General features: G+C 74.2%; 21 protein-coding genes. 11 read left to right on the forward strand and 10 right to left on the reverse strand.

Annotated features, from left to right (window positions below; all coding sequences use genetic code 11):
• Positions 1-241: 241 nt before the first annotated feature.
• From hpf to secA, 4 genes are all read left to right on the forward strand, one after another.
• Positions 242-949, forward strand: coding sequence for a ribosome hibernation-promoting factor, HPF/YfiA family (gene hpf / locus G3T38_RS01585; RefSeq protein ID WP_163770304.1), 708 nt, complete (start codon positions 242-244; stop codon positions 947-949).
• A 43-nt stretch (positions 950-992) separates the two neighbouring features.
• Complete coding sequence (locus G3T38_RS01590; protein WP_338037393.1) at positions 993-1,688, forward strand: response regulator; 696 nt, start codon at positions 993-995, stop codon at positions 1,686-1,688.
• Positions 1,685-2,905: a DNA glycosylase AlkZ-like family protein gene (locus G3T38_RS01595; RefSeq protein WP_163770306.1), complete on the forward strand. Its 1,221-nt coding sequence runs from the start codon at positions 1,685-1,687 to the stop codon at positions 2,903-2,905. Before G3T38_RS01590 ends, G3T38_RS01595 begins: the two co-directional genes overlap by 4 nt.
• 125 nt (positions 2,906-3,030) lie before the next feature.
• On the forward strand, positions 3,031-5,844 hold the full coding sequence (gene secA, locus G3T38_RS01600) for a preprotein translocase subunit SecA (RefSeq protein ID WP_338037394.1): 2,814 nt from the start codon (positions 3,031-3,033) through the stop codon (positions 5,842-5,844).
• A gap of 61 nt (positions 5,845-5,905) precedes the next feature.
• Here secA and G3T38_RS01605 read toward each other — a convergent pair whose 3' ends face one another.
• Entirely contained in the window at positions 5,906-6,496 is a 591-nt protein-coding gene (locus G3T38_RS01605; protein WP_163770308.1) for an Rv3235 family protein, read from the reverse strand.
• 10 nt (positions 6,497-6,506) lie between these two features.
• Entirely contained in the window at positions 6,507-7,319 is an 813-nt protein-coding gene (locus tag G3T38_RS01610) for a hypothetical protein (RefSeq protein WP_163770309.1), read from the reverse strand.
• A 101-nt stretch (positions 7,320-7,420) separates the two neighbouring features.
• On the opposite strand from G3T38_RS01610, the gene G3T38_RS01615 reads away from it, so the two are divergent.
• A complete protein-coding gene (locus G3T38_RS01615; RefSeq protein ID WP_163770310.1) occupies positions 7,421-7,984 on the forward strand; it encodes a hypothetical protein in 564 nt (187 codons plus the stop codon).
• 43 nt (positions 7,985-8,027) lie between these two features.
• Here G3T38_RS01615 and G3T38_RS01620 read toward each other — a convergent pair whose 3' ends face one another.
• The 6 genes from G3T38_RS01620 to G3T38_RS01645 form a co-directional block, all read right to left on the reverse strand.
• Positions 8,028-8,357, reverse strand: a complete 330-nt coding sequence (locus G3T38_RS01620; RefSeq protein WP_163770311.1) for a sec-independent translocase — start codon at positions 8,355-8,357, stop codon at positions 8,028-8,030.
• A gap of 1 nt (position 8,358) precedes the next feature.
• Positions 8,359-9,522: an Mrp/NBP35 family ATP-binding protein gene (locus G3T38_RS01625; protein WP_163770312.1), complete on the reverse strand. Its 1,164-nt coding sequence runs from the start codon at positions 9,520-9,522 to the stop codon at positions 8,359-8,361.
• 10 nt (positions 9,523-9,532) lie between these two features.
• On the reverse strand, positions 9,533-10,108 hold the full coding sequence (locus tag G3T38_RS01630; RefSeq protein WP_163770313.1) for a DUF1003 domain-containing protein: 576 nt from the start codon (positions 10,106-10,108) through the stop codon (positions 9,533-9,535).
• Entirely contained in the window at positions 10,105-11,373 is a 1,269-nt protein-coding gene (locus G3T38_RS01635) for a magnesium transporter MgtE N-terminal domain-containing protein (RefSeq protein ID WP_163770314.1), read from the reverse strand. Before G3T38_RS01635 ends, G3T38_RS01630 begins: the two co-directional genes overlap by 4 nt.
• A 43-nt stretch (positions 11,374-11,416) precedes the next feature.
• Positions 11,417-12,793 (reverse strand): protein kinase domain-containing protein, encoded by a 1,377-nt coding sequence (locus tag G3T38_RS01640; protein WP_163770315.1) that lies wholly within the window; start codon positions 12,791-12,793, stop codon positions 11,417-11,419.
• Between the two features lie 124 nt (positions 12,794-12,917).
• Positions 12,918-14,711 (reverse strand): protein kinase domain-containing protein, encoded by a 1,794-nt coding sequence (locus G3T38_RS01645; protein WP_163770316.1) that lies wholly within the window; start codon positions 14,709-14,711, stop codon positions 12,918-12,920.
• 120 nt (positions 14,712-14,831) lie between these two features.
• Between G3T38_RS01645 and G3T38_RS01650 the strand changes: the two genes are divergently transcribed.
• Together G3T38_RS01650 and G3T38_RS01655 are read left to right on the forward strand one after the other, a co-directional pair.
• Positions 14,832-15,866: a MaoC family dehydratase gene (locus G3T38_RS01650; RefSeq protein ID WP_163770317.1), complete on the forward strand. Its 1,035-nt coding sequence runs from the start codon at positions 14,832-14,834 to the stop codon at positions 15,864-15,866.
• Positions 15,867-15,894: 28 nt separating this feature from the next.
• Positions 15,895-16,953 carry a DUF2332 family protein gene (locus tag G3T38_RS01655; protein ID WP_163770318.1) on the forward strand — a complete coding sequence of 353 codons (1,059 nt, stop codon included), beginning with the start codon at positions 15,895-15,897 and terminating at the stop codon, positions 16,951-16,953.
• 130 nt (positions 16,954-17,083) lie between these two features.
• Here G3T38_RS01655 and G3T38_RS01660 read toward each other — a convergent pair whose 3' ends face one another.
• Positions 17,084-18,769, reverse strand: a complete 1,686-nt coding sequence (locus tag G3T38_RS01660; protein ID WP_163770319.1) for a DUF885 domain-containing protein — start codon at positions 18,767-18,769, stop codon at positions 17,084-17,086.
• A gap of 85 nt (positions 18,770-18,854) precedes the next feature.
• Between G3T38_RS01660 and G3T38_RS01665 the strand changes: the two genes are divergently transcribed.
• The 3 genes from G3T38_RS01665 to G3T38_RS01675 are packed head-to-tail and all read left to right on the forward strand — an operon-like array spanning position 18,855 to position 21,052.
• Positions 18,855-19,460: a histidine phosphatase family protein gene (locus G3T38_RS01665; RefSeq protein ID WP_163770320.1), complete on the forward strand. Its 606-nt coding sequence runs from the start codon at positions 18,855-18,857 to the stop codon at positions 19,458-19,460.
• Positions 19,461-19,493: 33 nt separating this feature from the next.
• Complete coding sequence (locus G3T38_RS01670; RefSeq protein WP_163770321.1) at positions 19,494-20,138, forward strand: DUF6758 family protein; 645 nt, start codon at positions 19,494-19,496, stop codon at positions 20,136-20,138.
• A gap of 23 nt (positions 20,139-20,161) precedes the next feature.
• The gene (locus tag G3T38_RS01675; RefSeq protein WP_163770322.1) at positions 20,162-21,052 is read left to right on the forward strand and encodes a PHP domain-containing protein; all 891 of its coding nucleotides are present in this window, start codon (positions 20,162-20,164) and stop codon (positions 21,050-21,052) included.
• Between the two features lie 28 nt (positions 21,053-21,080).
• Here the strand turns inward: G3T38_RS01675 and G3T38_RS01680 are convergent, their stop codons facing one another.
• Positions 21,081-21,875 carry an SDR family NAD(P)-dependent oxidoreductase gene (locus tag G3T38_RS01680; protein ID WP_163770323.1) on the reverse strand — a complete coding sequence of 265 codons (795 nt, stop codon included), beginning with the start codon at positions 21,873-21,875 and terminating at the stop codon, positions 21,081-21,083.
• Positions 21,876-21,933: 58 nt separating this feature from the next.
• Between G3T38_RS01680 and G3T38_RS01685 the strand changes: the two genes are divergently transcribed.
• A complete protein-coding gene (locus G3T38_RS01685) occupies positions 21,934-22,707 on the forward strand; it encodes a ParA family protein (protein ID WP_163770324.1) in 774 nt (257 codons plus the stop codon).
• Positions 22,708-22,738: the final 31 nt, after the last annotated feature.

The raw sequence follows: 22,738 nt of genomic DNA on the forward strand, positions 1-22,738 counted from the left end.
CGGTGCGGCTTAGACGTAAGTCCTGCCTCGCCCTCGTCGTCAGATGCGACGTCCGGCGGGAGAAGGTCGGTAGTGGCGGAGAAGCTGCGAACACCTCAGCAGGCGACTGTGGGGACGAAGACCAGGTCGGCCGGGCGGGCTCCATCCACCGGCGGGACACGAGCCACCGTGGGTGGCTCGTGCGTGCGGCCGTACGGCGGTCGCCCCCGCACCTGACACACCAACCACCTGGGAGGTTCGCATGGAGATCGTGGTCACCGGACGGCATGTCGAGGTGTCGGAGAGCTTCAGGTCCCACGTCGAGGAGAAGCTGGCCCGACTGGAGAAGCACGACCACCGCATCATCAGGGTGCAGGTGGAGGTCTCGGAGGAGAAGAACCCCCGTCAGGCGGACCGCTGCATGAAGGTGCAGCTCACGGCGTTCTCCAAGGGACCGGTGGTGCGTGCCGAGGCGTGCGCCGACCACAAGATGGGCGCCCTCGACGTCGCGCTGGACCGGATGGCCGCGCAGATGCGCCGCGCCGCCGACCGGCGTCGGATCCACCGCGGCCGCCACGTCCCCACCTCCGTCGCGCAGGCGCTCGCCGGCACCGGGGTGCTCGACGAGCGGCCCGCGGACACCGACGGTGACGCCCGCGCGGACGGTGCCCCCCAGCGCCGCCAGGTCGGCGGGATCGAGGTCGAGGGCGACGGTCCGCTGGTCGTGCGCGAGAAGGTGCACCCCGCCGAGCCCATGACGCTCGACCAGGCGCTCTACGAGATGGAGCTCGTCGGCCACGACTTCTACCTCTTCGTCGACAAGGCCAACGACCGTCCGTCCGTCGTCTACCGGCGGCGGGGCTACGACTACGGCGTGATCGCGCTGGACCTCGCCGGGGCCCTGGGCGACGTCGACGCCGAGGTCGCCGGCGCACCCGCCGGGGTGCTGGCGGGCCGCGCCGAGGCCTGACGGACCGGCGGAGGAGGCGTCACGGCGTGCCATGATGGCCCCCGTGACGCCCCCTCCCGCCGCCCCGGACGGCACCGCGGGCACCGAGCCGGTGCGCGTGATCGTCGTCGACGACCAGGAGCTGTTCCGCCGCGGCCTCACCATGCTCCTCGGCATCGAGGAGGGCATCGAGGTCGTCGGTGAGGCCGGTGACGGCGAGGCCGGCCTGCGGCTCGCGACCACCACCGCTCCCGACGTGGTGCTCCTCGACGTGCGGATGCCCAAGGGCTCCGGGATCGCGGCGTGCAAGGCGATCAAGGACGCCGTGCCCGCGACGAAGATCATCATGCTGACCGTCTCCGACGAGGAAGGCGACCTCTACGAGGCGGTGAAGAGCGGGGCCTCGGGCTACCTGCTGAAGGACTCGTCGATCGACGAGGTGGCGCAGGCGGTGCGGGTGGTCTCCGACGGCCAGTCGCTCATCAGCCCGTCGATGGCGGTCAAGCTGATCGACGAGTTCAAGCACATGTCGCGGGCCGAGAAGACGCCCGGCCCGTCGCTCAAGCTCACCGAGCGCGAGCTGCAGGTGCTGCGCCTCGTCGCGACGGGCATCAACAACCGCGAGGTCGGCCACCGGCTGGGCATCACCGACAACACGGTGAAGAACCACATGCGCAACATCCTGGAGAAGCTCCAGCTGCACTCCCGCATGGAGGCGGTCATGTACGCGGTGCGCGAGAAGCTCCTCGACGTCCCGTGAGCCCCGCGGCCCCTGCCGGGCCGACGATCACCCTGGCCCAGGCGCGCCGCATCGCGCTCGCCGCGCAGGGGTTCGCCGACCCGCCCCACGCCACCCCGACGCTGCGCACCTTCGACCGCACGCTGCGTCGCACCCGCGTCCTGCAGATCGACTCCGTGAGCGTCCTGCAGCGCGCGCACTACATGCCGCTCTACTCCCGCATGGGTCCCTACGACACCGGTCTGCTCGAGCGGGCCACGACCGCGCGCCCCCGTCGCGTCGTGGAGTCGTGGGCGCACGAGGCGGCGTACCTTCCGGTCGAGCACTGGCCGCTGCTGCAGCTCCGCCGCGACGCGTGGCGGGAGCGGTACGCCGCGAGCGGCATCGGCGTCGAGGACCCCGACCTCGTCGAGGAGGTCCGGCAGCGGGTCGCGGCCGAGGGCCCGCTGACCGCCCGCGACCTCGACGACGGCCGTCCCCGGCGACGCGACCACTGGGGGTGGAACTGGTCCGCCGCCAAGCAGGCGCTCGAGATGATGATGCGGACCGGCGACCTCGCCGTCGCCGGTCGCAACGCCGCCTTCGAGCGTCGCTACGACCTGCCCGAGCGGGTGCTGCCGGCCGAGGTGCTGGCCGCTCCCGTGCCCGACCGCCCCGACGCGGTCCGTGCGCTCGTGGCGATGGCGGCGCGCAGCCACGGCGTGGCGACCGTCGCCTGCCTGGCCGACTACTACCGGATCGGCCAGCGGGCGGCGGCCGTGGCGGTGGAGGAGCTCGTCGAGGCGGGCGAGCTGGAGCCGGTCACGGTGCGGGGGTGGAGCGCCGCGACGTACCTGCACCGCGACGCCGCGCGGCCGCGGCGCATCGACGCCCGCGCGCTGCTCAGCCCGTTCGACCCGGTGGTCTGGTTCCGGCCGCGGGCCGAGGCGCTCTTCGACTTCCGCTACCGCATCGAGATCTACACGCCGGCGCACCAGCGGGTGCACGGCTACTACGTGCTGCCCTTCCTGCTGGGTGACCGCCTGGTCGGGCGCGTCGACCTGCGCGCCGACCGTCGGGGCGGGCGCCTCGAGGTGCTGGGGACGTTCGCCGAGCCGGACGCGCCGCCCGCGACGGCGGCCGAGCTGGCGGTGGAGCTGCACCGGATGGCGGGCTGGCTGGGCCTGGACGCCGTGGTCGTCGCGCCGCACGGCGACCTCGCGCCCGCGCTCGCGGTCGAGATCGCCGCGCGCGGCTGACCGCCGGGGAGGGGTGCGCGCGCCGACCTTGTCGCGTGGGTAGCATGGCGGGCGCGTCCGTCGCGCCCCTGCGACGCCTGCACTGCGAACCACCGCACACTGAACTAGCCACAGGAGTTCGATCCGTGGGGATCATCGACAAGCTGCTCCGAGCCGGCGAGGGCAAGATCATCCGCCAGCTCGAGGCGATCGCGTCCGCCGTCAACGCCATCGAGGACGACTACGTCGCGATGACGGACGAGGAGCTGCAGGGCCAGACGGCCGAGTTCAAGAAGCGGCTGGAGGAGGGCGAGACCCTCGACGACCTGCTGCCGGAGGCGTTCGCCGTCGTCCGCGAGGCGGCCAACCGCGTGATCGGGCAGCGTCACTACGACGTGCAGATCATGGGTGGCGCCGCCCTCCACCTCGGCAACATCGCCGAGATGAAGACCGGTGAGGGCAAGACCCTCGTCGCGACGCTGCCGACCTACCTCAACGCGTTGAGCGGCAAGGGCGTCCACGTCGTCACGGTCAACGACTACCTGGCGAAGTACCACGCGGAGTGGATGGGTCGCGTCCACCACTTCCTGGGCCTGACCACCGGCGTGATCCTGCCGTCGATGCGCCCCGAGGCCCGGCGCGAGGCCTACAACTGCGACATCACCTACGCGACGAACAACGAGCTCGGCTTCGACTACCTCCGCGACAACATGGCGACGTCGGTGAGCGACTGCGTCCAGCGCGGCCACAACTACGCGATCGTCGACGAGGTCGACTCGATCCTGGTGGACGAGGCGCGCACGCCGCTCATCATCTCCGGCCCCACGCAGGAGGAGGTGCGGTGGTACGGCGAGTTCGCGCGCATCGTGAAGAAGCTCGAGCGCGACGTGGACTACGAGGTCGACGAGAAGAAGCGCACCATCTCGGTGCTCGAGCCCGGCATCACCAAGGTCGAGGACCACCTCGGCATCGAGAACCTCTACGAGTCGGCGAACACGCCGCTCATCTCCTTCCTCAACAACTCGATCAAGGCCAAGGAGCTGTTCCGCCGCGACAAGGAGTACGTCGTGCAGAACGACGAGGTCCTCATCGTCGACGAGCACACGGGCCGCATGCTGTCGGGGCGTCGCTACAACGACGGCCTGCACCAGTCGATCGAGGCGAAGGAGGGCGTGAAGGTCCGCGAGGAGTACCAGACGCTCGCCACCATCACGCTCCAGAACTACTTCCGGCAGTACGACAAGCTGTCCGGCATGACCGGCACGGCCATGACCGAGGCCGCGGAGTTCGACAAGATCTACGAGCTCGGGGTCGTCCCGATCCGCACCAACAAGCCGCAGCAGCGCATCGACCAGCCCGACCTCGTCTACCGCACGGAGAAGGCGAAGTACGAGGCCGTCGTCGAGGACATCGCGGAGCGGCACCACAAGGGCCAGCCGATCCTCGTGGGCACCGTCTCCGTGGAGAAGTCCGAGCTGCTGTCGGGCCTGCTGAAGAAGAAGAACATCCCCCACACGGTCCTCAACGCGAAGTACCACGCGGACGAGGCCGCGATCGTCGCCCAGGCCGGTCACAAGGGCGCCGTCACGGTGGCGACCAACATGGCGGGCCGCGGCACCGACATCATGCTCGGTGGTTCCGTCGAGTTCCTCGCCGACGCCGAGCTCCGCAAGAAGGGCCTCGACCCGGTCGACACGCCGGAGGAGTACGAGGCGGCCTGGCCCGCGACCCTCGAGCGCATCAAGAAGCAGGTCGAGGACGAGCACGACGAGGTCCGCGAGCTCGGCGGCCTCTACGTCATCGGCACGGAGCGCCACGAGTCGCGCCGCATCGACAACCAGCTCCGCGGTCGCTCCGGCCGTCAGGGCGACCCGGGCGAGTCGCGCTTCTACCTCTCGCTCGAGGACGAGCTCATGCGGCTGTTCAAGGCCGAGTGGGTCGACCGCGTCATGACGGTGATGCGCGTCCCCGACGACGTGCCGATCGAGGCCAAGCGCGTCACCAAGACGATCGCCAACGCGCAGGGCCAGGTCGAGGCGCAGAACTTCGAGTCGCGCAAGAACGTCCTGAAGTACGACGACGTGATGAGCCGCCAGCGCGAGGTCATCTACCGCGAGCGACGCCAGGTGCTCGAGGGCGAGGACCTCTCGACGCAGGTGCGGGGCTTCATCGAGGACGTCGTGACGTCGTACGTCCTGTCGGCGACCCAGGAGTACCCGGAGGACTGGGACCTGCACGCCCTCTGGGGCGCCCTGCGCCAGCTCTACCCGGTCAGCCTCGAGATCGACGACCAGATCGAGAAGGCAGGCGGCTCCAAGGCGGGCCTGTCCCGCAACGAGCTGGCCGCCGACCTCGCGAAGGACGCCCTCGCGGCGTACGACCGTCGCGAGTCCGAGGTGGGCTCCGAGGTGCTGCGCGAGCTCGAGCGCCGGGTCGTGCTGACGGTGCTCGACCGCAAGTGGCGCGAGCACCTCTACGAGATGGACTACCTGCGCGAGGGCATCGGCCTGCGCTCGTACTCGCAGCGCGACCCGCTGGTCGAGTACCAGCGCGAGGGCTTCGACATGTTCGGCACGATGATGGACGCCATCAAGGAGGAGGCCGTCGGCTACCTCTTCAACCTCGAGGTCCAGGTCGAGGAGCAGCCGGTCGGCGACGTCGTCGAGGGCGACGTCGCGCTCGAGGACGGCTCGTCCGAGGGCGCCGTCGACCTCGACAAGAAGCCGGTCATCCGGGCCAAGGGCCTCGAGCCGGCGCGCCAGCCGCAGGGCCTGACCTACGCCGGGCCCTCGGAGGACGGCGAGGTCGTCGCCCGTCGTGACGCCGTCACGAAGGCGGACGACCCGTACGCCGACGCGGGTCGCAACGACCTCTGCCCCTGCGGCTCCGGCAAGAAGTACAAGCGGTGCCACGGCGCGCCCGGCGGCCCGACGGGCCTCACCGCGCGCGTCAACGGCTGACCGCCCGCCCCGCGCCACGACGGCCGCTTCCCCCGCCGGGGGAGGCGGCCGTCGCCGTTCCTCAGGCGAACTCGAGGGCGGTGCAGATCCACCGCCGCGCCCGCAGCTCGAAGCGGGCCGCGACGGCGCGGGACCGCTGGCCGTAGCGCACGTGGGCGCTGATCTCGGCGACGTCCTCGGCCACGAAGCCGGCGTGCACGCTGCGCACCTGCGGTCGCACGATCTCGCGCGCCCGGCCGCCGCCCTGGACGTTCGCCCGCGCCACGAGGTGGCCGCGCCGCGCGAGGTCGGTGTGGACGGGAGCCGCCGTCCAGCGCAGCAGCTGGCTGGCCGGACGGTCGCCCCCGGCGATCTCGACGGCGGCCTGCACGTAGCGGTGCGCCCAGCTCTCGAGGCGCCGGCGGCGGCGGAGGTCGACCCGCACGACGTCCGCACCCGGACCCGCGACGGCAGGACCCGTGCGCGCCGGCGCCGGGGGCGGCGGGTCGAGCACGGGAACGAGGTCGAGAGCCAGCGTGCCCTGGACGGCGTCGCGGACGGGGCTCGCGGGCCGACGGCCCGCGAGCGGCACGACGCGGCCGCGCGGTGAGCCCGGGGGAGTCGCCGCGGTCGAGGTGGTCGGAGGGCTGGGTCGGCGGTCGGTGGTGGTCATCGTGTGCTCCTCACTCGCTCGGACGGGACAGGGCGCCCAGGTCGAGGCGCTGGCCGGGAAGGATCAGGTCGGGGTCGGGCCCGATGACGGCGGCGTTCGCGCGGTGCAGCGCGAGGGTCGCCTCGAGCACGGCGGCGTCGTCGGCTGCGGCCGGCAGGTGGGCCGCCGCGATCGACCAGAGGTCGTCGCCGGCCACGACCACGTGGCTGGGCCGGCTGGGCCGGCTGGGCTGGTCGGGCTGGTCGGGCTGGCTGGGCTGGTCGGGCTGGTCCGCGGCGGCGCCAGCGGCCGCGGCGGGTCCGGGGTCGGGGATCGTGCCGCCGGGTCGGTCGGGCAGGGGTAGGCCGTCGAGCAGGTCCGCCGTCGGGGACGCGCCCCGGCCCCCGGCGACCGCCCCGGCCGCCGTCACGGCCCCCACCGTCGTGTCGCCGGTCGTGGACGGCTCCCCCGCGGGGCCCGCCGCGGGCTGCGCGCTCGCCGGCTGGGCCAGGGCCACCGCGGTCGTCGCGCCGAGGGCCAGGAGCACCCCGCGGCGCAGTGCGGCGGGGCAGCCACGGCGCCGTCGCTCGCTGCCACGCAGGGCGTCGACGCAGACGAGCGCCACGAGCACCCAGCACCAGGGCGCCGCCACGAGGAGCGCCGTCGACGCGAGCGCGACGAGGAGCGCGTCGTACGTCGGGTCGGTGCGGCCGCCGGCGAGGACGGCGTCGACGAGCGGTGCCACGCCCGGCAGGGCGAGCGTGACGACGCCGCCGAGGAGGAGGGAGGCGAGGAGCGCGACGACGGCCACCCGCCACCGCGCGACGCCAGCGAAGGAAGACATCCCGAGACCTTTGCGTTTGCGTGCGTTTGCTTCATTCAACGCGTGGTGAAGCGCATCGTCAAAGGGTTGTCCACAACTGGTGGCGCTGGCAGGCTCATCCCGTGACCTCCGACGCGCGCCTGTTCGCCCTCTTCGACGAGCTGGAGCAGGAGGCGACGGCCGCCTACGACCGCGAGCGCACGCTGGAGGTGGGGGACCGGAGCCGGGCGGAGTACCGCGCGGTGACGTTGGCCAGCCGGATCGTGGCGTCCGCCGACACCGAGGTGTCGTTCGAGGTCGAGGGGGTCGGCACGGTGCGGGGCACGATCGGCCGCACGGGCGACGGGTGGTGCCTCGTGCGGGCAGCGGCGGCGGACTGGGTCGTGGCCCTCGCAGCCGTCGAGGCCGTCCGCGGCGCCTCGGAGCGCTCGCGCCCGGAGGTCACCTGGTCACCGGTCCAGCGGCTGGGCCTGGGGTCCGCGCTCCGCAGGCTCGCCGACGCCGAGACCGAGTGCGTGCTCCACCAACGCTCCGGCACGCGCCACGAGTGCGTCGTACGGCGCGTGGGAGCCGACTTCGTGGAGGTCGCCGTGCGAGGTGGCCGCGGCGGTCGCGAGCGACGGAGCGTGCTCGTCGCGACGGCGGCGATCGCGGCCGTGCGCAGCGGGCTGTCGGCTCCCGCCTAGGCGGCGTGCGGGCGCCGCCTGGCCGCGGCGGCCCAGGAGTCGGTCAGGTCGCGTCCGCGTCGTACGGCGGGACCTCGCCGGCCGTCAGTGGACGCTGACCGTCGCGCACCGGCTTGTCCATCTCGTCCTCGGCCAGCGCCTCCATGATGTGCTTGCGCACGATCGTGCGGGGGTCGAGGTCGCGGAGCTCGAGGTCGGCGTACTCCGGTCCGAGCTCCGAGCGGAGGTCGTCGCGCGCCGTGCGCGCGAACCCGCGCAGCTGGCGCACCATCTGGCCGGCCTGCTTCGCCACCTGCGGGAGGCGGTCGGGACCGAGCACCATCATCGCGACGAGCCCGATGACGGCGAGCTCGGGCAGGCCGATGCCGAACACGTCAGAACTTCGCGGTCGGCGTGAGTCCGAGCTGCATCCCCGCGAGCCCGCGGCCGCGGCCCGTCAGTCCCTGGGCGATCGCGAGCAGCTGCTGCGCGGCCGGCGTCGTCGGGTCGGACTCGACGATGGGCTTGCCCGCGTCCCCGCCCTCGCGCAGCGACGGGTCGAGCGGGATGCGACCGAGCACGCGCACGTCGTAGCCGAACCGCTGGGAGAGCGTCGCCGCCACGCGGTCACCGCCGCCGCTGCCGAAGATCTCGAGCTTCTCGCCGGACTCGGGGCTGACGAAGTAGCTCATGTTCTCGACGACGCCGACCACGCGCTGGTGCATCATCGAGGCCATCGTGCCCGCGCGCTCGGCGACCTCGGCGGCCGCCTCCTGCGGGGTCGTGACGACGACGACCTCGGCGTTCGGCAGGTGCTGGCCGAGCGAGATCGCGATGTCGCCGGTGCCCGGGGGCAGGTCGAGCAGCAGCGCGTCGAGGTCGCCCCAGTAGACGTCGGAGAGCATCTGCACGAGCGCCCGGTCGAGCATGGGCCCGCGCCACGCGACCACCTGGTCGCGACGGGGCTTGAGCATGCCGATGGAGATCACCGAGACGCCCGACGGGGTGGGGACGGGCATGATCAGGTCGTCGACCTGGGTGGGGCGCGCGTCCGCGACGCCCAGCATGGCCGGCACGGAGTGGCCGTAGATGTCGGCGTCGACGACGCCGACCTTGAGGCCCTGCTGCGCCATCGCGAGCGCCAGGTTGACGGTGACCGACGACTTGCCGACACCCCCCTTGCCGCTGGCGATCGCGAACACCCGCGTCAGCGAACCGGGCTGGGCGAAGGGGATCTCGCGCTGCGCCTGGCCGCCGCGGAGCGTCTCCTGCAGGCCCTGTCGCTGGTCGGCGTTCATCACGCCCAGCTCGACCTCGACCGAGGAGACCCCGGGGAGCCCGCCCACCGCGGCGGTGACGTCGCGGTTGATCGTGTCCTTGAGCGGGCAGCCGGCCACCGTCAGGAGGACCTTGACGTGCACGGCCCCCTCCGGTGACACCGCGACGTCGTCCACCATGCCGAGCTCGGTGATCGGTCGCTTGATCTCGGGGTCGTTCACGCGGGCGAGCGCGGCCGTGACCTGCTCGACGCTCGGCGTGCCCGTGGGGGTGCCACTCATGGACGCCAGCCTAACCGTCGCCGGGTGCGCGCCGAGCGGTGTGGTCCTCCCGGGCGTCCCGCTCGGCCCGCGGATCACGGCCACCGGCGCCGTCCCGCTCGTCGCGGGCCTCCTCCAGCTCGGCGAGGAGGCCCCGGAGCTCGCTGCGCAGGAAGTCCCGGGTGGCGACCTCGCCGACCGCCATCCGCAGCGAGGCGACCTCGCGTGCGAGGAACTCCATGTCGGCGTGCGCCCGGGCGTTCGCGCGGCGGTCCTGCTCGGCCACGACCTTGTCGCGGTTCTCCTGGCGGTTCTGGGCGAGCAGGATCAGCGGGGCGGCGTACGAGGCCTGCAGGCTGAGCATCAACGTCAGGAAGATGTAGGGGAACGGGTCGAACTGCCAGCTCGTCGGCGTGACGACGTTCCAGACGATCCACACGGCGACGAAGAGCGTCATGTAGGCGAGGAACTTCGCCGTGCCCATGAAGCGGGCGAAGTCCTCCGCGAAGCTCCCGAACGAGTCGGAGTCGTAGCTGCGTCGCCGCCGCACGAACGAGCGACGCGGGTCGCGCGGCGTGTCGAGGCGGGCGCGGTCGCGCTGGCTCATGCCCCGGCCTCCCGGCGCTCGGCGCGCTCGGCGGCGCGCTCGCGCCAGTCCTCGGGCAGCAGGTGGTCGAGGAGGTCGTCGACGGTGACGGCCCCGAGCAGGCGCCCCTGGTCGTCGGTGACCGGCGCCGCGACCAGGTTGTACGTCGCGAGGTGCGCCGCCACCTCGTCCATGGTGGCGTCCGGACGCAGCGGGTCGAGCGACTTGTCGATCGCCGTCGCCGCGAGGCTCGACGGGGGCTCGCGGAGCAGCCGTTGGATGTGCGCGGCGCCGAGGAGGCGGCCCGTGGGGGTCTCCAGCGGCGGACGGCACACGAACACGAGGGCCGCCAGCGACGGCGTGATGTCCTCGTTGCGCACGTGGGCCAGGGCGTCGGCGACGGTGGCGTCGGGGGAGAGGATGACCGGCTCGGGCGTCATCATGCCGCCGGCCGTCTCCTCGGCGTAGGCCATCATGCGCCGTACGTCGGCAGCCTCCTCCGGCTCCATGAGGGACAGGAGCTGGGCAGCGGTGTCGGCCGGAAGGTCGGCGATGAGGTCGGCGGCGTCGTCCGGCGACATCTCCTCGAGCACGTCGGCCGCACGCTCGGAGCCGAGCTGCTCGACGATCTCGACCTGGTCCTCCTCGGGCATCTCCTCGAGGAGCTCGGCCAGGCGCTCGTCGTCGAGGGCGAGCACGACGGAGCGGCGTCGCTCGTCGGGGAGGTCGTGCACCATGCGGGCGGCGTCGGCGGGGCGCATCTCGGCGAGCGCCGCCAGGAGCTGGGTGGCGCCCTGCGCCTCGTCCTTCCGGCCCAGTCCCTCGACCTCGCCCCACTCCACCACGTGCGTCTGGCCGCGCCGCCGGAAGCCGCGGGCGGCCTCCTGCACGGCCACGCGGCTGACGAACCAGTCCCGGGTGCGGCCCTGCTCGACGGCGATGTCGAAGACGACGCCCGCCACGTCCGAGTGGCGCAGGGTCACCCGGCTGTCGAGCATCTGCGCGATGACGAGGATCTCCGTCGGGCGCTGCTCGAAGCGGCGCACGTTGAGCAGCCCGGTGGTGGCGACGTGGTCGGTCTCGATGGCCAGCACGCGGGTCATCGGGAGGAAGACGCGACGCCGACCGAACACCTCGGTCACCAGGCCCACGACGCGGGGCGCACCGCCGTCGCTGCGGAGCACCACCACGAGGTCGCGCACCTTGCCCACCTGTTCGCCCTGCGGGTCGAAGACCGGCAGGCCGAGCAGGCGGGCGGCGTACACGCGCGGGGTCGGGGAGCTCACGGGTCAACGCTACCGCTCCGGGGCGGCGCCGGACGCCGCGCCGTCAGACGGTCAGCAGCACCACGATCAGCAGCACCAGCACGGCTGCCGCCGCGACCGCCAGCGCGGCGATCGCCTGCCCCGACGGACCACCCGACGGACCACCCGAGGACGCCGGCGGGTTCGGGCGTCCGCCCGGCCCGTGCAGGGGCGGCGGCCCCGGACGCGCCGGGTTCGAGGGGCGGGACGGCGTCGACGGGTTCGACGGGCTCGAGCCGCCCGGGCGCGGCGCGGGCCGCGGCAACGGGGTGGCGGGGTTCGACGGGCTGGACCCGCGGCTGTTCGCCCCTCCGGGGGGCGCGTACGGCGGGGGCGCCTTCCGCGCACCGCCCGGCCGCGGCGCACCGGGCCGCGCGGGCAGTCCGGCGCTGGACCCGGCCGAGGCGGCGTCCCCGCGGTAGGGCGGGGGCGTGCGGCGGTTCGGGCTGGAGCCGGCGCTGTGGCCCGACGAGGAGGGGTGGGACCCGCCCGTGCCGCCCGAACCGGCGGCGCCACCCGGCCCGGCGGCACCGCCGCGGTCCGGGACGAGGCGCAGCTCGTCGCGGGTGCGCGCCCGGTCGGCGACCGCACGCAGGTCGCGGCGCATCGCGGCGGCGTCGGGGTAGCGGGCGGCCGGGTCCTTGGCCATGGAGCGCCGCAGGACGGCGTTGACCATCCGCGCCAGGGGGTCCGTCTCCTGGAACTGCGGCACGGGCTCGTTGAGGTGCGCGAGCCCCACCTCCACGTCGGTGCCCGCGAACGGGGGCCGACCCGCGAGCGTCGTCCAGAGCACGCAGCCGAGCGCGTAGATGTCGCTCGCCGGCGAGGCGACCTCGCCACGGCAGCGCTCCGGCGCCATGTAGCCCATCGTGCCGGCGACGGAACCGGCCACGGTGAGCCCGGGCTGGTCGCCCTGGGCGATGCCGAAGTCGCACAGGTAGGCGTGCAGGTCGTCGCTCGAGTCGCGCAGCAGCACGTTGCTCGGCTTCACGTCGCGGTGGATGACGCCGGCCGCGTGGGCGTCGTGGAGCGCCCCCGCCGTCTGGGCCACCACCGTCGCCGCCTCGCGCACCGGGAGCCCGCCCTGGGCCTTGATGGCCTGCCCCAGGTCGCCCCCGCGGACGTTCTGCATCGCGATGTAGAGGCAGCCGTCCTGCTCGCCGTGGTCGTAGATGTGGATGACGTGCACCGAGTCCAGGCGTGCCAGCGTCGACGCCTCGCGCACGAAGCGCTCGTGGTAGTCGTCCTGCGCGGCGTACTGCGGCGAGAGCACCTTGAGCGCCACCGTGCGGCCGAGGCCGGACTGCTCCGCGGCGTACACCACGCCCATGCCGCCCTGGCCGATCTGGTCGGTGATCCGGTAGGCGCCGAAATCGTCACCCACCTGGGGGAACTTCGCCACGCGGCCTCCTCACCGACTCGATGCTGCTCTGCGGCCTGCGGGTCCTTGCAGTGCCGAACGAACCTATCCCACCGGGGACACGCCCAGAAACGCGTCGTGAGCAGCGGATCGGCGACCGCGGCGGTCAGAGCCAGCCGAACGTCGCCAGGATGGACCCGATCTCGGCGGCCGCCTCGTCCTCCGGCGTGTCGACCGACTGGCTGAAGGTCAGGGTGTGGGCCATCCCGTCCTTCAGCGCGACGAACTGGTGGACCCGGTAGGGCACGTCGCCGGCCGCCAGCAGGGTCGCCGACTGGTAGACGGCATCGACGCCGTCGAGCGCGTAGATCCCGTGGGCCTCGATGTCCTCCGCGCCGAGCTGCTGCAGGCTGGTCATCATCCCGATGCCGACCTGGTTGAGCGTCGTGCTGCGCGGCACCGCCTCCTCGACGGTGTTGATGTTGTGGCTGAAGCCGCGGGTCGGCACCGTGGCTACCATCGCCGAGGTGATGGAGGCGGACCGGTGGTCGTAGGGCTCCCAGCCCTCGGGCGCGCGGTAGGTCAGGGCGTCCGTCGTCACGACCTCGCCCGTCGCCGGCGGCGCCGTCGCCGCGGCCGGGAACGTCGTGCCCGTCGCGGTGCTGCCGCCGAGCGGGTCGTCCGAGGTCTCCTCCGTGGTGGGGGCCGCGGTCGGGTCGGAGGTCGGGTCGGACGCGGAACCCGCGGGCTCGGTGGGCTCGGTGGGCTCCGACGAGCTGTCCCCGCTGCTCTCGTCCGTCGGGTCGTCGCGGCCCATCACGAGGGCGCCGACGACGGTGGCCGCGACGAGCACGACGCCGACGAGCGCGGCGGCGACCCAGGGGAGCGCCCGCGCACGGCCGCCCGGCTGCTGCCCACCGCCCGGGGGCAGCCCGTGGCCGAACCCGGTGCCGGACCCGGTGCGCGGGCCTGTCTGCGGCCCGGTGTGCGGCCCGGTGTGCGGGCCGGTGTGCGGCCCGGTGTGCGGGCCGGTGTGCGGGCCGGTGTGCGGGCCGGTGTGCGGGCCGGGGGCACCGGGCCGCCCCGGCAGCGGACGGGCGGGGACGCTCAGGTTCGCGTCGCGGTGCGTCGTCGCGTCGAGCGCGTGGCGGAGGTCGTCCCGCAGAGCGGCCGCGCTGCCGTGCCGGTCGGCGGGGTCCTTGGCGAGGGCGCGGCGCAGCACCTGGTTGAGCGCCGCGGTGCCCTGGTCGCTGCCGGGCAGCTGGGGCACCGGGGCCTGCAGGTGCTGCACGCCGACCTCGACGTCGCTGCCCCGGTACGGCGCGTGACCCGTCAGCGCCGCGACGAGCACGCAGCCGAGCGCGTAGACGTCCGTCGCGGGGGTCGCGTCCTCGCCGCGGCACCGCTCGGGCGCGAGGTAGGCCACCGTGCCGGCGACGGCCCCGGTCGCGGTCAGCTCCGCCCGCTCCTCCTGGGCGATGCCGAAGTCGCAGAGGTAGGAGAACGGCTCGGACCCGCCCGCGCGCAGGAGGATGTTGGAGGGCTTGACGTCGCGGTGCACGATCCCCACCCGGTGCGCGTCCTCGAGCGCCTCGGCGACCTGGGCGGCGATGGTGAGGGCCGCACGGGCGGGCAGCGCCCCGTGGCTGCCGAGGAGGCGCCCGAGGTCGCCCCCCGCGACGTACTGCGTCGCCAGGTAGAGGCACCCCTCGATCTCGCCGTGGTCGTAGACGTGGATGACGTGGGGGGAGTCGAGCCGCGCGAGCGCCCCGGCCTCGCGTATGAAGCGACCGCGGTAGTCCTCCTGCCGCGCCAGGTGGGGCGCGAGGACCTTGAGGGCGACCGTGCGGTCGAGGCCGCGCTGCCGCGCCGCGAACACGACGCCCATGCCGCCCTGGCCGATCACGCCGGTCACCTCGTAGGGGCCGAACGCCTCGCCGACCTGCGGATACCTCGCCACGCGCTCCGTGCTCCTCCCCGGCCCGCCCTCGTCCGGGCCGCCGTCCCATGATGGACCACGGCTCCGACGGTCCTGCCCCTCGTGGTCCACAGGGGCTGCCGGTCCGTCATGATGACCCGCATGGCGAAGACCAACCCTGGCAACTTCTTCGAGGACTTCCACGTCGGGCAGGTGCTCGAGCACGCCACGCCCCGCACGATCACGGAGGGCGACCGGGCGCTGTACGGCGCGATCTACCCCACGCGGTTCGCGGTGCCGTCCTCGGCCGCGTTCGCCGCGTCGGTCGGCCTGGCGCGCCACCCGGTCGAGGAGCTCGTCGCGTTCCACGTCGCCTTCGGCAAGACCGTGCCCGACGTGTCGCTCAACGCGGTCGCCAACCTGGGCTACGCCGAGTGCCGCTTCCACCGTCCCGTGCACCCCGGCGACACGCTGCGCACGCGCTCGGAGGTCATCGGCCTCAAGCAGAACTCCAACGGTCGCAGCGGCGTCGTCTACGTGCGCTCCACGGCCACCGACCAGGAGGGCCGGGTGGCGCTCGACTGGGCCCGCTGGGTGATGGTCCACAAGCGCGACCCCGAGTCGCCGGCGCCGGAGGCGGTCGTGCCCGAGCTCGCGCCGTACGTCGCCGCCGAGGACCTCGTCGTGCCCGACGGGCTCGACTTCACCGGCTACGACACGGCGGCGGCGGGCGAGCCGCACCGGTGGGCCGACTACGAGGTGGGCGAGCGCATCGACCACGTCGACGGCGTCACCCTGACCGAGGCCGAGCACATGATGGCCACCCGCCTGTGGCAGAACACGGCGAAGGTGCACTTCAACACGGAGGCACGGCCCGACGGCCGGCGCCTGGTCTACGGCGGTCACGTCATCTCGCTCGCCCGGGCGCTCTCCTTCAACGGCCTCGCCAACGCGCAGCTCGTCGCGGCGATCAACGCGGGCGCGCACACGGCGCCGGCCTTCGCGGGCGACACGGTCTACGCGTGGTCCGAGGTGCTCGACAAGGCGGAGACCGCGGCGCCCGGCGTGGGCGCGCTGCGCCTGCGCCTCGTCGCGACGAAGGGTCGCGACGAGTCGATGACGCTGCGCGGGGAGGACGGCAAGCACGCGGCCGGCGTGCTGCTCGACCTCGACTACTGGGCGTTCGTCCCGCGCTGACGCGCGGGCCCGCTTCCCGGTGAGCGCCGTGACGCCGTCCGCGGCGATCCGGCAGCAGGGGGCGGCCTGCGCCGCGCTCGGCTCGCCGATGTACGCCGCGCTCTGCGCCCGGCTCGCCGACGACCTGGACGTGGGTGGGCCGGCGGCCGACGTGCTGGCCGGCCACCTCCACCTCGGTGGTCCCGACGCGCTCGCGCTGCGCCTGTTGGGCGCCGTCCACCGCCGGGTGCTCGAGCGGCGGGCCGGGGTGCTCGCCACCTTCTACCCGTCCGTCGGAGGGACCTGGGCGGACGAGGCGGGGTGGGCGGCGTTCCGGGACCTCCTCGCGACGGAGCCCGACGCGGTGCGCGCCGGGCTCGAGCGGCCGCCGCAGACCAACGAGGTCGGCCGCGTCGCGGCGCTCCTCGGCGGGCTGCTCCACCTGCCCGACGCCTGTCGCCTGCCGGTGCGCCTGCACGAGATCGGGGCCAGCGGTGGGCTCCTGCTGCGGCCCGACCACGTGCGCTGCACGGGGACGGACGGCCCCCAGCGCCTGGCCGTCGGACCGACGGACGCCCGGGTCGTGCTCGAGGACGCCTGGACGGGGCAGCTCGACCTCCTCCGTCCCTGGCCCGACCTCCGGGTGGTGCTCCGCCGCGGCGGCGACCTGGCCCCGGTCGACCCGACCACGACGGAGGGACGCACCACGCTCGCGGCGTACACCTGGCCCGACCAGCCGGAGCGCTGGGAGCGGCTGCGCGCAGCGCTCGCGCTCGCTGCGGCGGTGCCGGCGACGGTCGAGGCGACCGACGCCGCCGACCTCGCCTCGCGCATCGAGCTGGTCGACGGCACGACGACGGTCCTGTGGCAGGCGGTCGTCCAGCAGTACCTGCCGTCGGGCACGGCCGCGCGGGTCGAGCAGCGGATCGCGGACCTGCTCGACGCCGCGACGCCGGACGCGCCGTTCGTGCACCTGGCCCTCGAGCCGCGGCCCCGAGGCGAGGACCGGCCGTTCACGGTGACGCTGCGGGCGGCGTGGGGCACCGGCCGCGACGAGCGCGACCTCGGCACCGCCTCACCCCACGGCGTACCCGTGCGTTGGGGTTGAGGGGGGCCGACACTTTCCCCGGTCGACCGGGGAACACGCCGCTTCGACCATCAAACTTGATGGTCGAAGCGGCACTTTCCCCGGTCGACCGGGGAAAGTTGTCAACTCCTGTGACTCTCGCCGCCGCGCCTCAGAGCGCGCCGAGCTCCGTCTCGAGGTCGTCGAGCCCGAGCGCGCCGAGGCCGAGCGCCGCCATGTGCCACGCCTTGAGGTCGAACGCCTCGCCGTGGCGGGCGCGCGCCGTGGCGCGGCCGGCGAGCCACGAGCGCTCGCCCAGCTTGTAGCTGATGGCCTGGCCCGGCCAGCCGAGGTAGCGCACGATCTCGGAGTCGACGAAGTCGGCCGAGCGACCCGTGTGCGCGTTGAAGAAGGCCCGCGCGGTCTCGGGCGTCCAGACCTCGCCCGGCGCGACGGGCGAGTCGGCCGGGGCCTGGAGGCCGAGATGCATGCCCAGGTCGATGACGACCCGGACGGCGCGCATGAGCTGGGCGTCGAGGTAGCCGATGCGCTCCTCGGGGCCGAGGAAGCCGAGCTCGTCCATGAGCCGCTCCGCGTAGAGCGCCCAGCCCTCGGTGGCCCCGCTCGTGGACCCGACCGACACCTGGAAGGTGGACAGGTCGTCGGCGCGGTGCACCCACTGGGCCAGCTGCAGGTGGTGACCGGGGACGCCCTCGTGGTACCAGGTGCTCACCAGGTCGTAGACCGGGAACCGGGTGCGCCCGAGCGTCGGCAGCCACGTGCGCCCCGGACGGGCGAAGCCCAGGGACGGCCGCGTGTAGTAGGGCGCCGCAGCGCTGCCCGGCGGCGCGATCATCGCCTCGACCCGCCGCAGGGGAGCGGCGATGTCGAAGTGGGTGCCGTCGAGGTCGTCGATGGCCCGGTCCATCATCTGCTGCAGCCAGACGCGTACCTCCTCGACACCCTCCACGGCGGCGCCGTGCTCGTCCAGGTGGCGCATCGCCGCGACGGGACCGGCGCCGGGCACCAGCTCGTCGGCCAGCGCGCGGATCTCGGCGTCGATGCGCCGGAACTCCTCCCACCCCCAGGCGTAGGTCTCCGCGGGGTCGATCGCCGCGCCCGCGACCTGGCGCGTGGAGAACAGGTAGCGGTCCTCACCGACCGCGTCGGGCACCCCGGCGGTCGCCGGGAGGTAGGAGTCGACGAGGAACCTCCGCAGCGAGGCGACCCCCTGCGCCGCGGCGTCGGCGCCGCGCTCGAGGTCGGCCCGCAGCACCGCCGGACCGCCGGCCACGAGGTCGTGGAACCAGGACCGGCCCCCGACGTCGAGCCACGAGTCGAGCTGCCCCACCACCGTCGCGACCTGGCGCTCGGCGGCGAGGAGCCCGCGCCGGCGGCCCTCGTCGAGCGAGGCGGCCCAGCTCTCGTACGCCGCGGGCACGCGCGCCAGCCGCCGCCCGATGGCCGCCCAGTCGTCGTCCGTGGCCGTCGGCATCAGGGAGAACGAGCTCCGCACGGCCTGCGGCGGCCCGAAGATGTTGCGCACCGTCCGCAGGTGCTCGCCCCGGTCGTGGGCCTCGACGACCACGCCGAGGCGGTCGCGCAGCAGGGCCGCGCACCGGCGCTCGACCGGGTCGTCGAGGCCGACGGCGCCACCGGCGTCGCACCGGTCCAGGAGCCCGAGCGTGCGCCGCGCGAGATCGGCCTGGGCCGCCGCGCCGTCGGGGGAGAGGTCGGGCAGCCCGTCCTCGTGCTCGCGCAGCCCGAGGCTGCTGCTGACGAGGGGGTCGAGGACCGCCAGCTCCGCGACGTAGGTGTCCGCGATGCGGCGGGGCGTGGTCGTGTCTCCCGAGAGCATGGGCTCCATCCTGCCCCGTACCCCTGACAGGCCCCGGCAGCCCCGGCGGCACGGGGCCGGGGGCCGGGGGTGTTCACTGCTCCCCATGGGCCTCGTTCTGGTGCGTCACGGTGAGACCGCGTGGAGCCGGGAGGGCAAGCACACCTCCGTGACGGACCTCCCCCTGACCGCGACCGGCGAGGAGCAGGCCCGCAGCCTCGCGCCCCGGCTCGCGTCGCTCGACATCGTGGCCGCCCGCGTGAGCCCCCGCCTCCGCGCGCGCCGCACCGCCGAGCTGATCGGCTTCGCCGACGCGCAGGTCGACGATCGTCTCGTGGAGTGGGCGTACGGCGAGCTCGAGGGCCGACGCACCGTCGAGATCCGCGAGGAGCGGCCGGGGTGGACGATCTGGGACGGGCCCGTCCCGGGCGGCGAGCGCGCCGCCGAGGTGGCCGCGCGGTGCGACGCGGTCATCGCGGACGCCGTCGCGACGCTCGAGCGGGTTGCTGACGAGCGGGGCGGTGACGTGCCGGGCGAGGGCCTCGGCCCCGAGGTGCTGCTGGTCGCCCACGGGCACCTGCTCCGGGCGCTCACGGCGCGCTGGCTCGGGCTGGACATCGCCGACGGTCGTCTCTTCCGCCTCGACACCGCCCGTCTCACGGAGCTGGGGCACGAGCGCGAGCAGCGCGTGCTGCGCCGCTGGAACGCTTGACGCCCTGCGGGCCCGACCCGCACGGTAGGCCCCATGCTCGTCGCGGGATGCCCCCGGTGCACGTCGCCGGTCACCGAGTGGGAGGGCACGTGGGCGTGTGACGTCCACGGCCCGACGGCGCCGTTGCTGCGCCCCCCGGAGGTCTCGTACGACGCGTTCGCGGACCACCTGCGGCGTACGCCGGGGTTCCCCACCTACCTGCCGTGGCCCCTCGGCCCGGCCTGGCACGTCAGCGACTTCGCGCTCGTCGAGATCACGGGCGACGAGGAGGAGCCGCGCCCCGGCGCCACGCTGACCTGCGCGAGCGGGGTCAGCGCGCTCGACGGTCCGGTCGAGGTGATGGTGGTCGCGGAGGAACCGGGCATCGGCCTCGGTGCCCGCTGCGCGGGCACGACGGGTCCGGACCCCGGGGACGACGTCGGCCGGGGCGCGCCGGACGTGCGCGTGCGGATCGGCCAGCAGACCGTGCCGCTGTGGACCGTGTCGACGAGCGGTGCGGACGACCGGTTCGACCGCTCCGTCGTGGCGGGGGAGGCCGAGGGGCGCTGGCTCTGGCTGGTGCTGCGCCCGGCGTCCGCGATCCTCCTCCTCCGCGACGACTGGATCCTCCAGGACCTGTCGGGGGTGGGCCCGCCGCTGGTGGAGCTGCCCTTCGGGGGCGAGCGCCCGGTCTGGTGACGCGGCGGCCTAGAGTCGCCCCCGTGCGCATCGACCTGCACGCCCACACCTGCATGAGCGACGGCACCGACACGCCGTCGGAGCTCGTGCGCGCGGCCGTCGCCGCCGGTCTCGACGTCGTGGCGATCACGGACCACGACACGAGCGTGGGCTGGGACGAGGCGGCCGCAGCGGCGCGGGCCGCGGGCATCGGCCTGCTGCGGGGCATGGAGATCAGCACGCGGTTCCGCGGGCGCGGGGTGCACCTGCTCGGTTACCTGCCGGACCCGACCCACCCCGGGCTCCTCGCCGAGCTGCGGTCGGTGCTCGACGGCCGCGACGCGCGGGTGCCGGCGATGGTGGCGCGGCTCCGCGACCTCGGTCTCGACGTGACCGTCGAGGGGGTACGACGCCTGGCCGGGCCCACCGCCGCCGTCGGGCGCCCCCACGTGGCGGACGCCCTGGTCGCGAAGGGGTACGTCGCGTCCCGGGGCGAGGCGTTCGACCGCTACCTGAGCCCGGGCCGCGTCGCTTACGCCAGCCGCGCCGCGGGGGACCTCGAGACCATGCTGGCCGCGCTCCGGGCCGCCGGCGGGGTCGGCGTCGTCGCCCACCCGTGGGGCCGCCACGACCCCGGCGTGCTCGACCACGACGGCCTCGCCCACCTCGCCGACCTCGGGCTGGTCGGCATCGAGGTCGACCACCAGGACCACGACGCCGCCTCCCGCGCGGAGCTGCGCGAGATCGCCCGGTCCCTCGGCCTGGTCGTGACGGGGTCGAGCGACTACCACGGGCACGGGAAGGTCGACCACGACCTGGGGTGCAACCTGACGGCGCCCGACGAGCTCGAGCGCCTCCTCGACGCCGCGGCTGCCGCAGCCCGGGCGGCCGGACGGGACGTGCCGGCGATGATCTGGCCCCACCCGCCGGTGTAGCACGGACACCGCGTTACACGACGGGGAGCTACTGCCGCCCCAGCCGCTGTGCGCGCTGCAGCAGGCCGGAGGGCACGAGCCGGGCCGCCCCGACGAGCACCTGGTAGCGCCGCGAGGGCACCACGAGCGCCCGTCCCGACTCCACCGCGTCGAACGTCGCGTCGACGACGTCGTCCACCTCGAGCCACAGCGCCTTCGGGGCCGACGTGCGCTCGACCCCCATCCGCCCGTGGAACTCCGTGCGCACGAAGCCCGGGCAGACGGTCGTGACCCGCACGCCGGCGGGTCCGTACTCCTGCGCCGCCCACAGGCCGAAGCGGTTCACCCAGGCCTTCGCCGCGCCGTACGTGCCCCGGGGGAGGAACGCCGCGACGCTCGAGACGTTGACGACGGTGCCGGAGCCGCGCTCGACCATGGGGCCGAGGGCCGCGTGGGTGAGCCGCAGGACCGCCGTCACCAGCACGTCGAGCATCGCCTGCTCGGCCTCGAGGTCGTTGTCGAGGAACCGTCCCTTCAGCCCGAAGCCGGCGTTGTTGACCAGCCACTCCACGGGACGGCCGGGGTCGGCCAGCCGCGCCGCCACGCGGTCGAGGTCGGCGCGGTCGACGAGGTCGGCGGCGATCGTCTCCACCGCGACGCCGTGGCGCTCCCGGATGCTCCAGGCGACCTCGGCGAGCCGGTCCGCGTCGCGGGCGACGAGCACCAGGTCGAACCCGCCGGCGGCGAGCCGCTCGGCGTAGCCGGCGCCGATGCCGGCGGTGCCGCCGGTGACGAGGGCGACGGGACGGGGGCCCGGGTGGGAGGGGGAGGCAGGGGCGCTCATGGGGCCATGATGCCCGTCACCTCCGTCCGGGGGTGCTCCTCGTGCATGATGGGGCGCCATGGGCACCGTTCTCGCGATCGCGAACCAGAAGGGCGGCGTCGCGAAGACCACGTCCGTCGCCTCCCTCGGCGCGGCGCTCGCCGAGCTGGGTCAGCGCGTCCTCGTCGTCGACCTCGACCCGCAGGGCTCGCTGACGTTCTCGTTGGGCGTCGATCCCGAGGACCTCGAGCTCTCGGTGCACCAGGTGCTCACCCAGGGCCTCGACGCCCGGGAGGTGATCGTCCGCACCGAGGACGACGTCGACCTGCTGCCCGCCACCATCGAGCTGGCGCGGGCCGAGGCCGAGCTGCTCACGCGCACCGGGCGCGAGCACGTGCTCAAGGCTGCTCTCGAGCAGCTCTCGGACGACGAGGTCGAGCACGACTGGGTGCTGCTCGACTGCCCGCCGTCGCTGGGCGTGCTCACCGTCGCGGCCCTGACCGCCGCCGACGGCGTCGTCATCCCGCTCCAGTGCGAGACGCTGTCGCACCGGGGGGTCTCGCAGCTGCTCGACACCGTCCACGACGTCAAGCGGTTCACGAACCGCCGCCTCGCGGTGTGGGGCGTGCTGCCGACGCTCTACGACGGCCGCTCCTCCCACGCCCGGGCGGTGCTGGAGTCGATCCCCGGCACGTTCGAGCTGGAGGTGTTCTCGCCGCCGATCCCGAAGACCATCCGGTTCGCCGAGGCCCCGGCCAAGGGCCGCTCGATCCTCGCGACCGCGAACTCGACGAAGGGCGCCGCGGCGTACCGGGAGGTCGCCGCCGCGCTCGTGGAGCGCGCTCGACGCTGACGCCGGGTACGGTCTCCGCAACGGCACCGGA

Origin of the sequence: Nocardioides zeae (assembly GCF_010686755.1) — a bacterium.
In the GTDB taxonomy this organism is placed as follows: domain Bacteria; phylum Actinomycetota; class Actinomycetes; order Propionibacteriales; family Nocardioidaceae; genus Nocardioides; species Nocardioides zeae.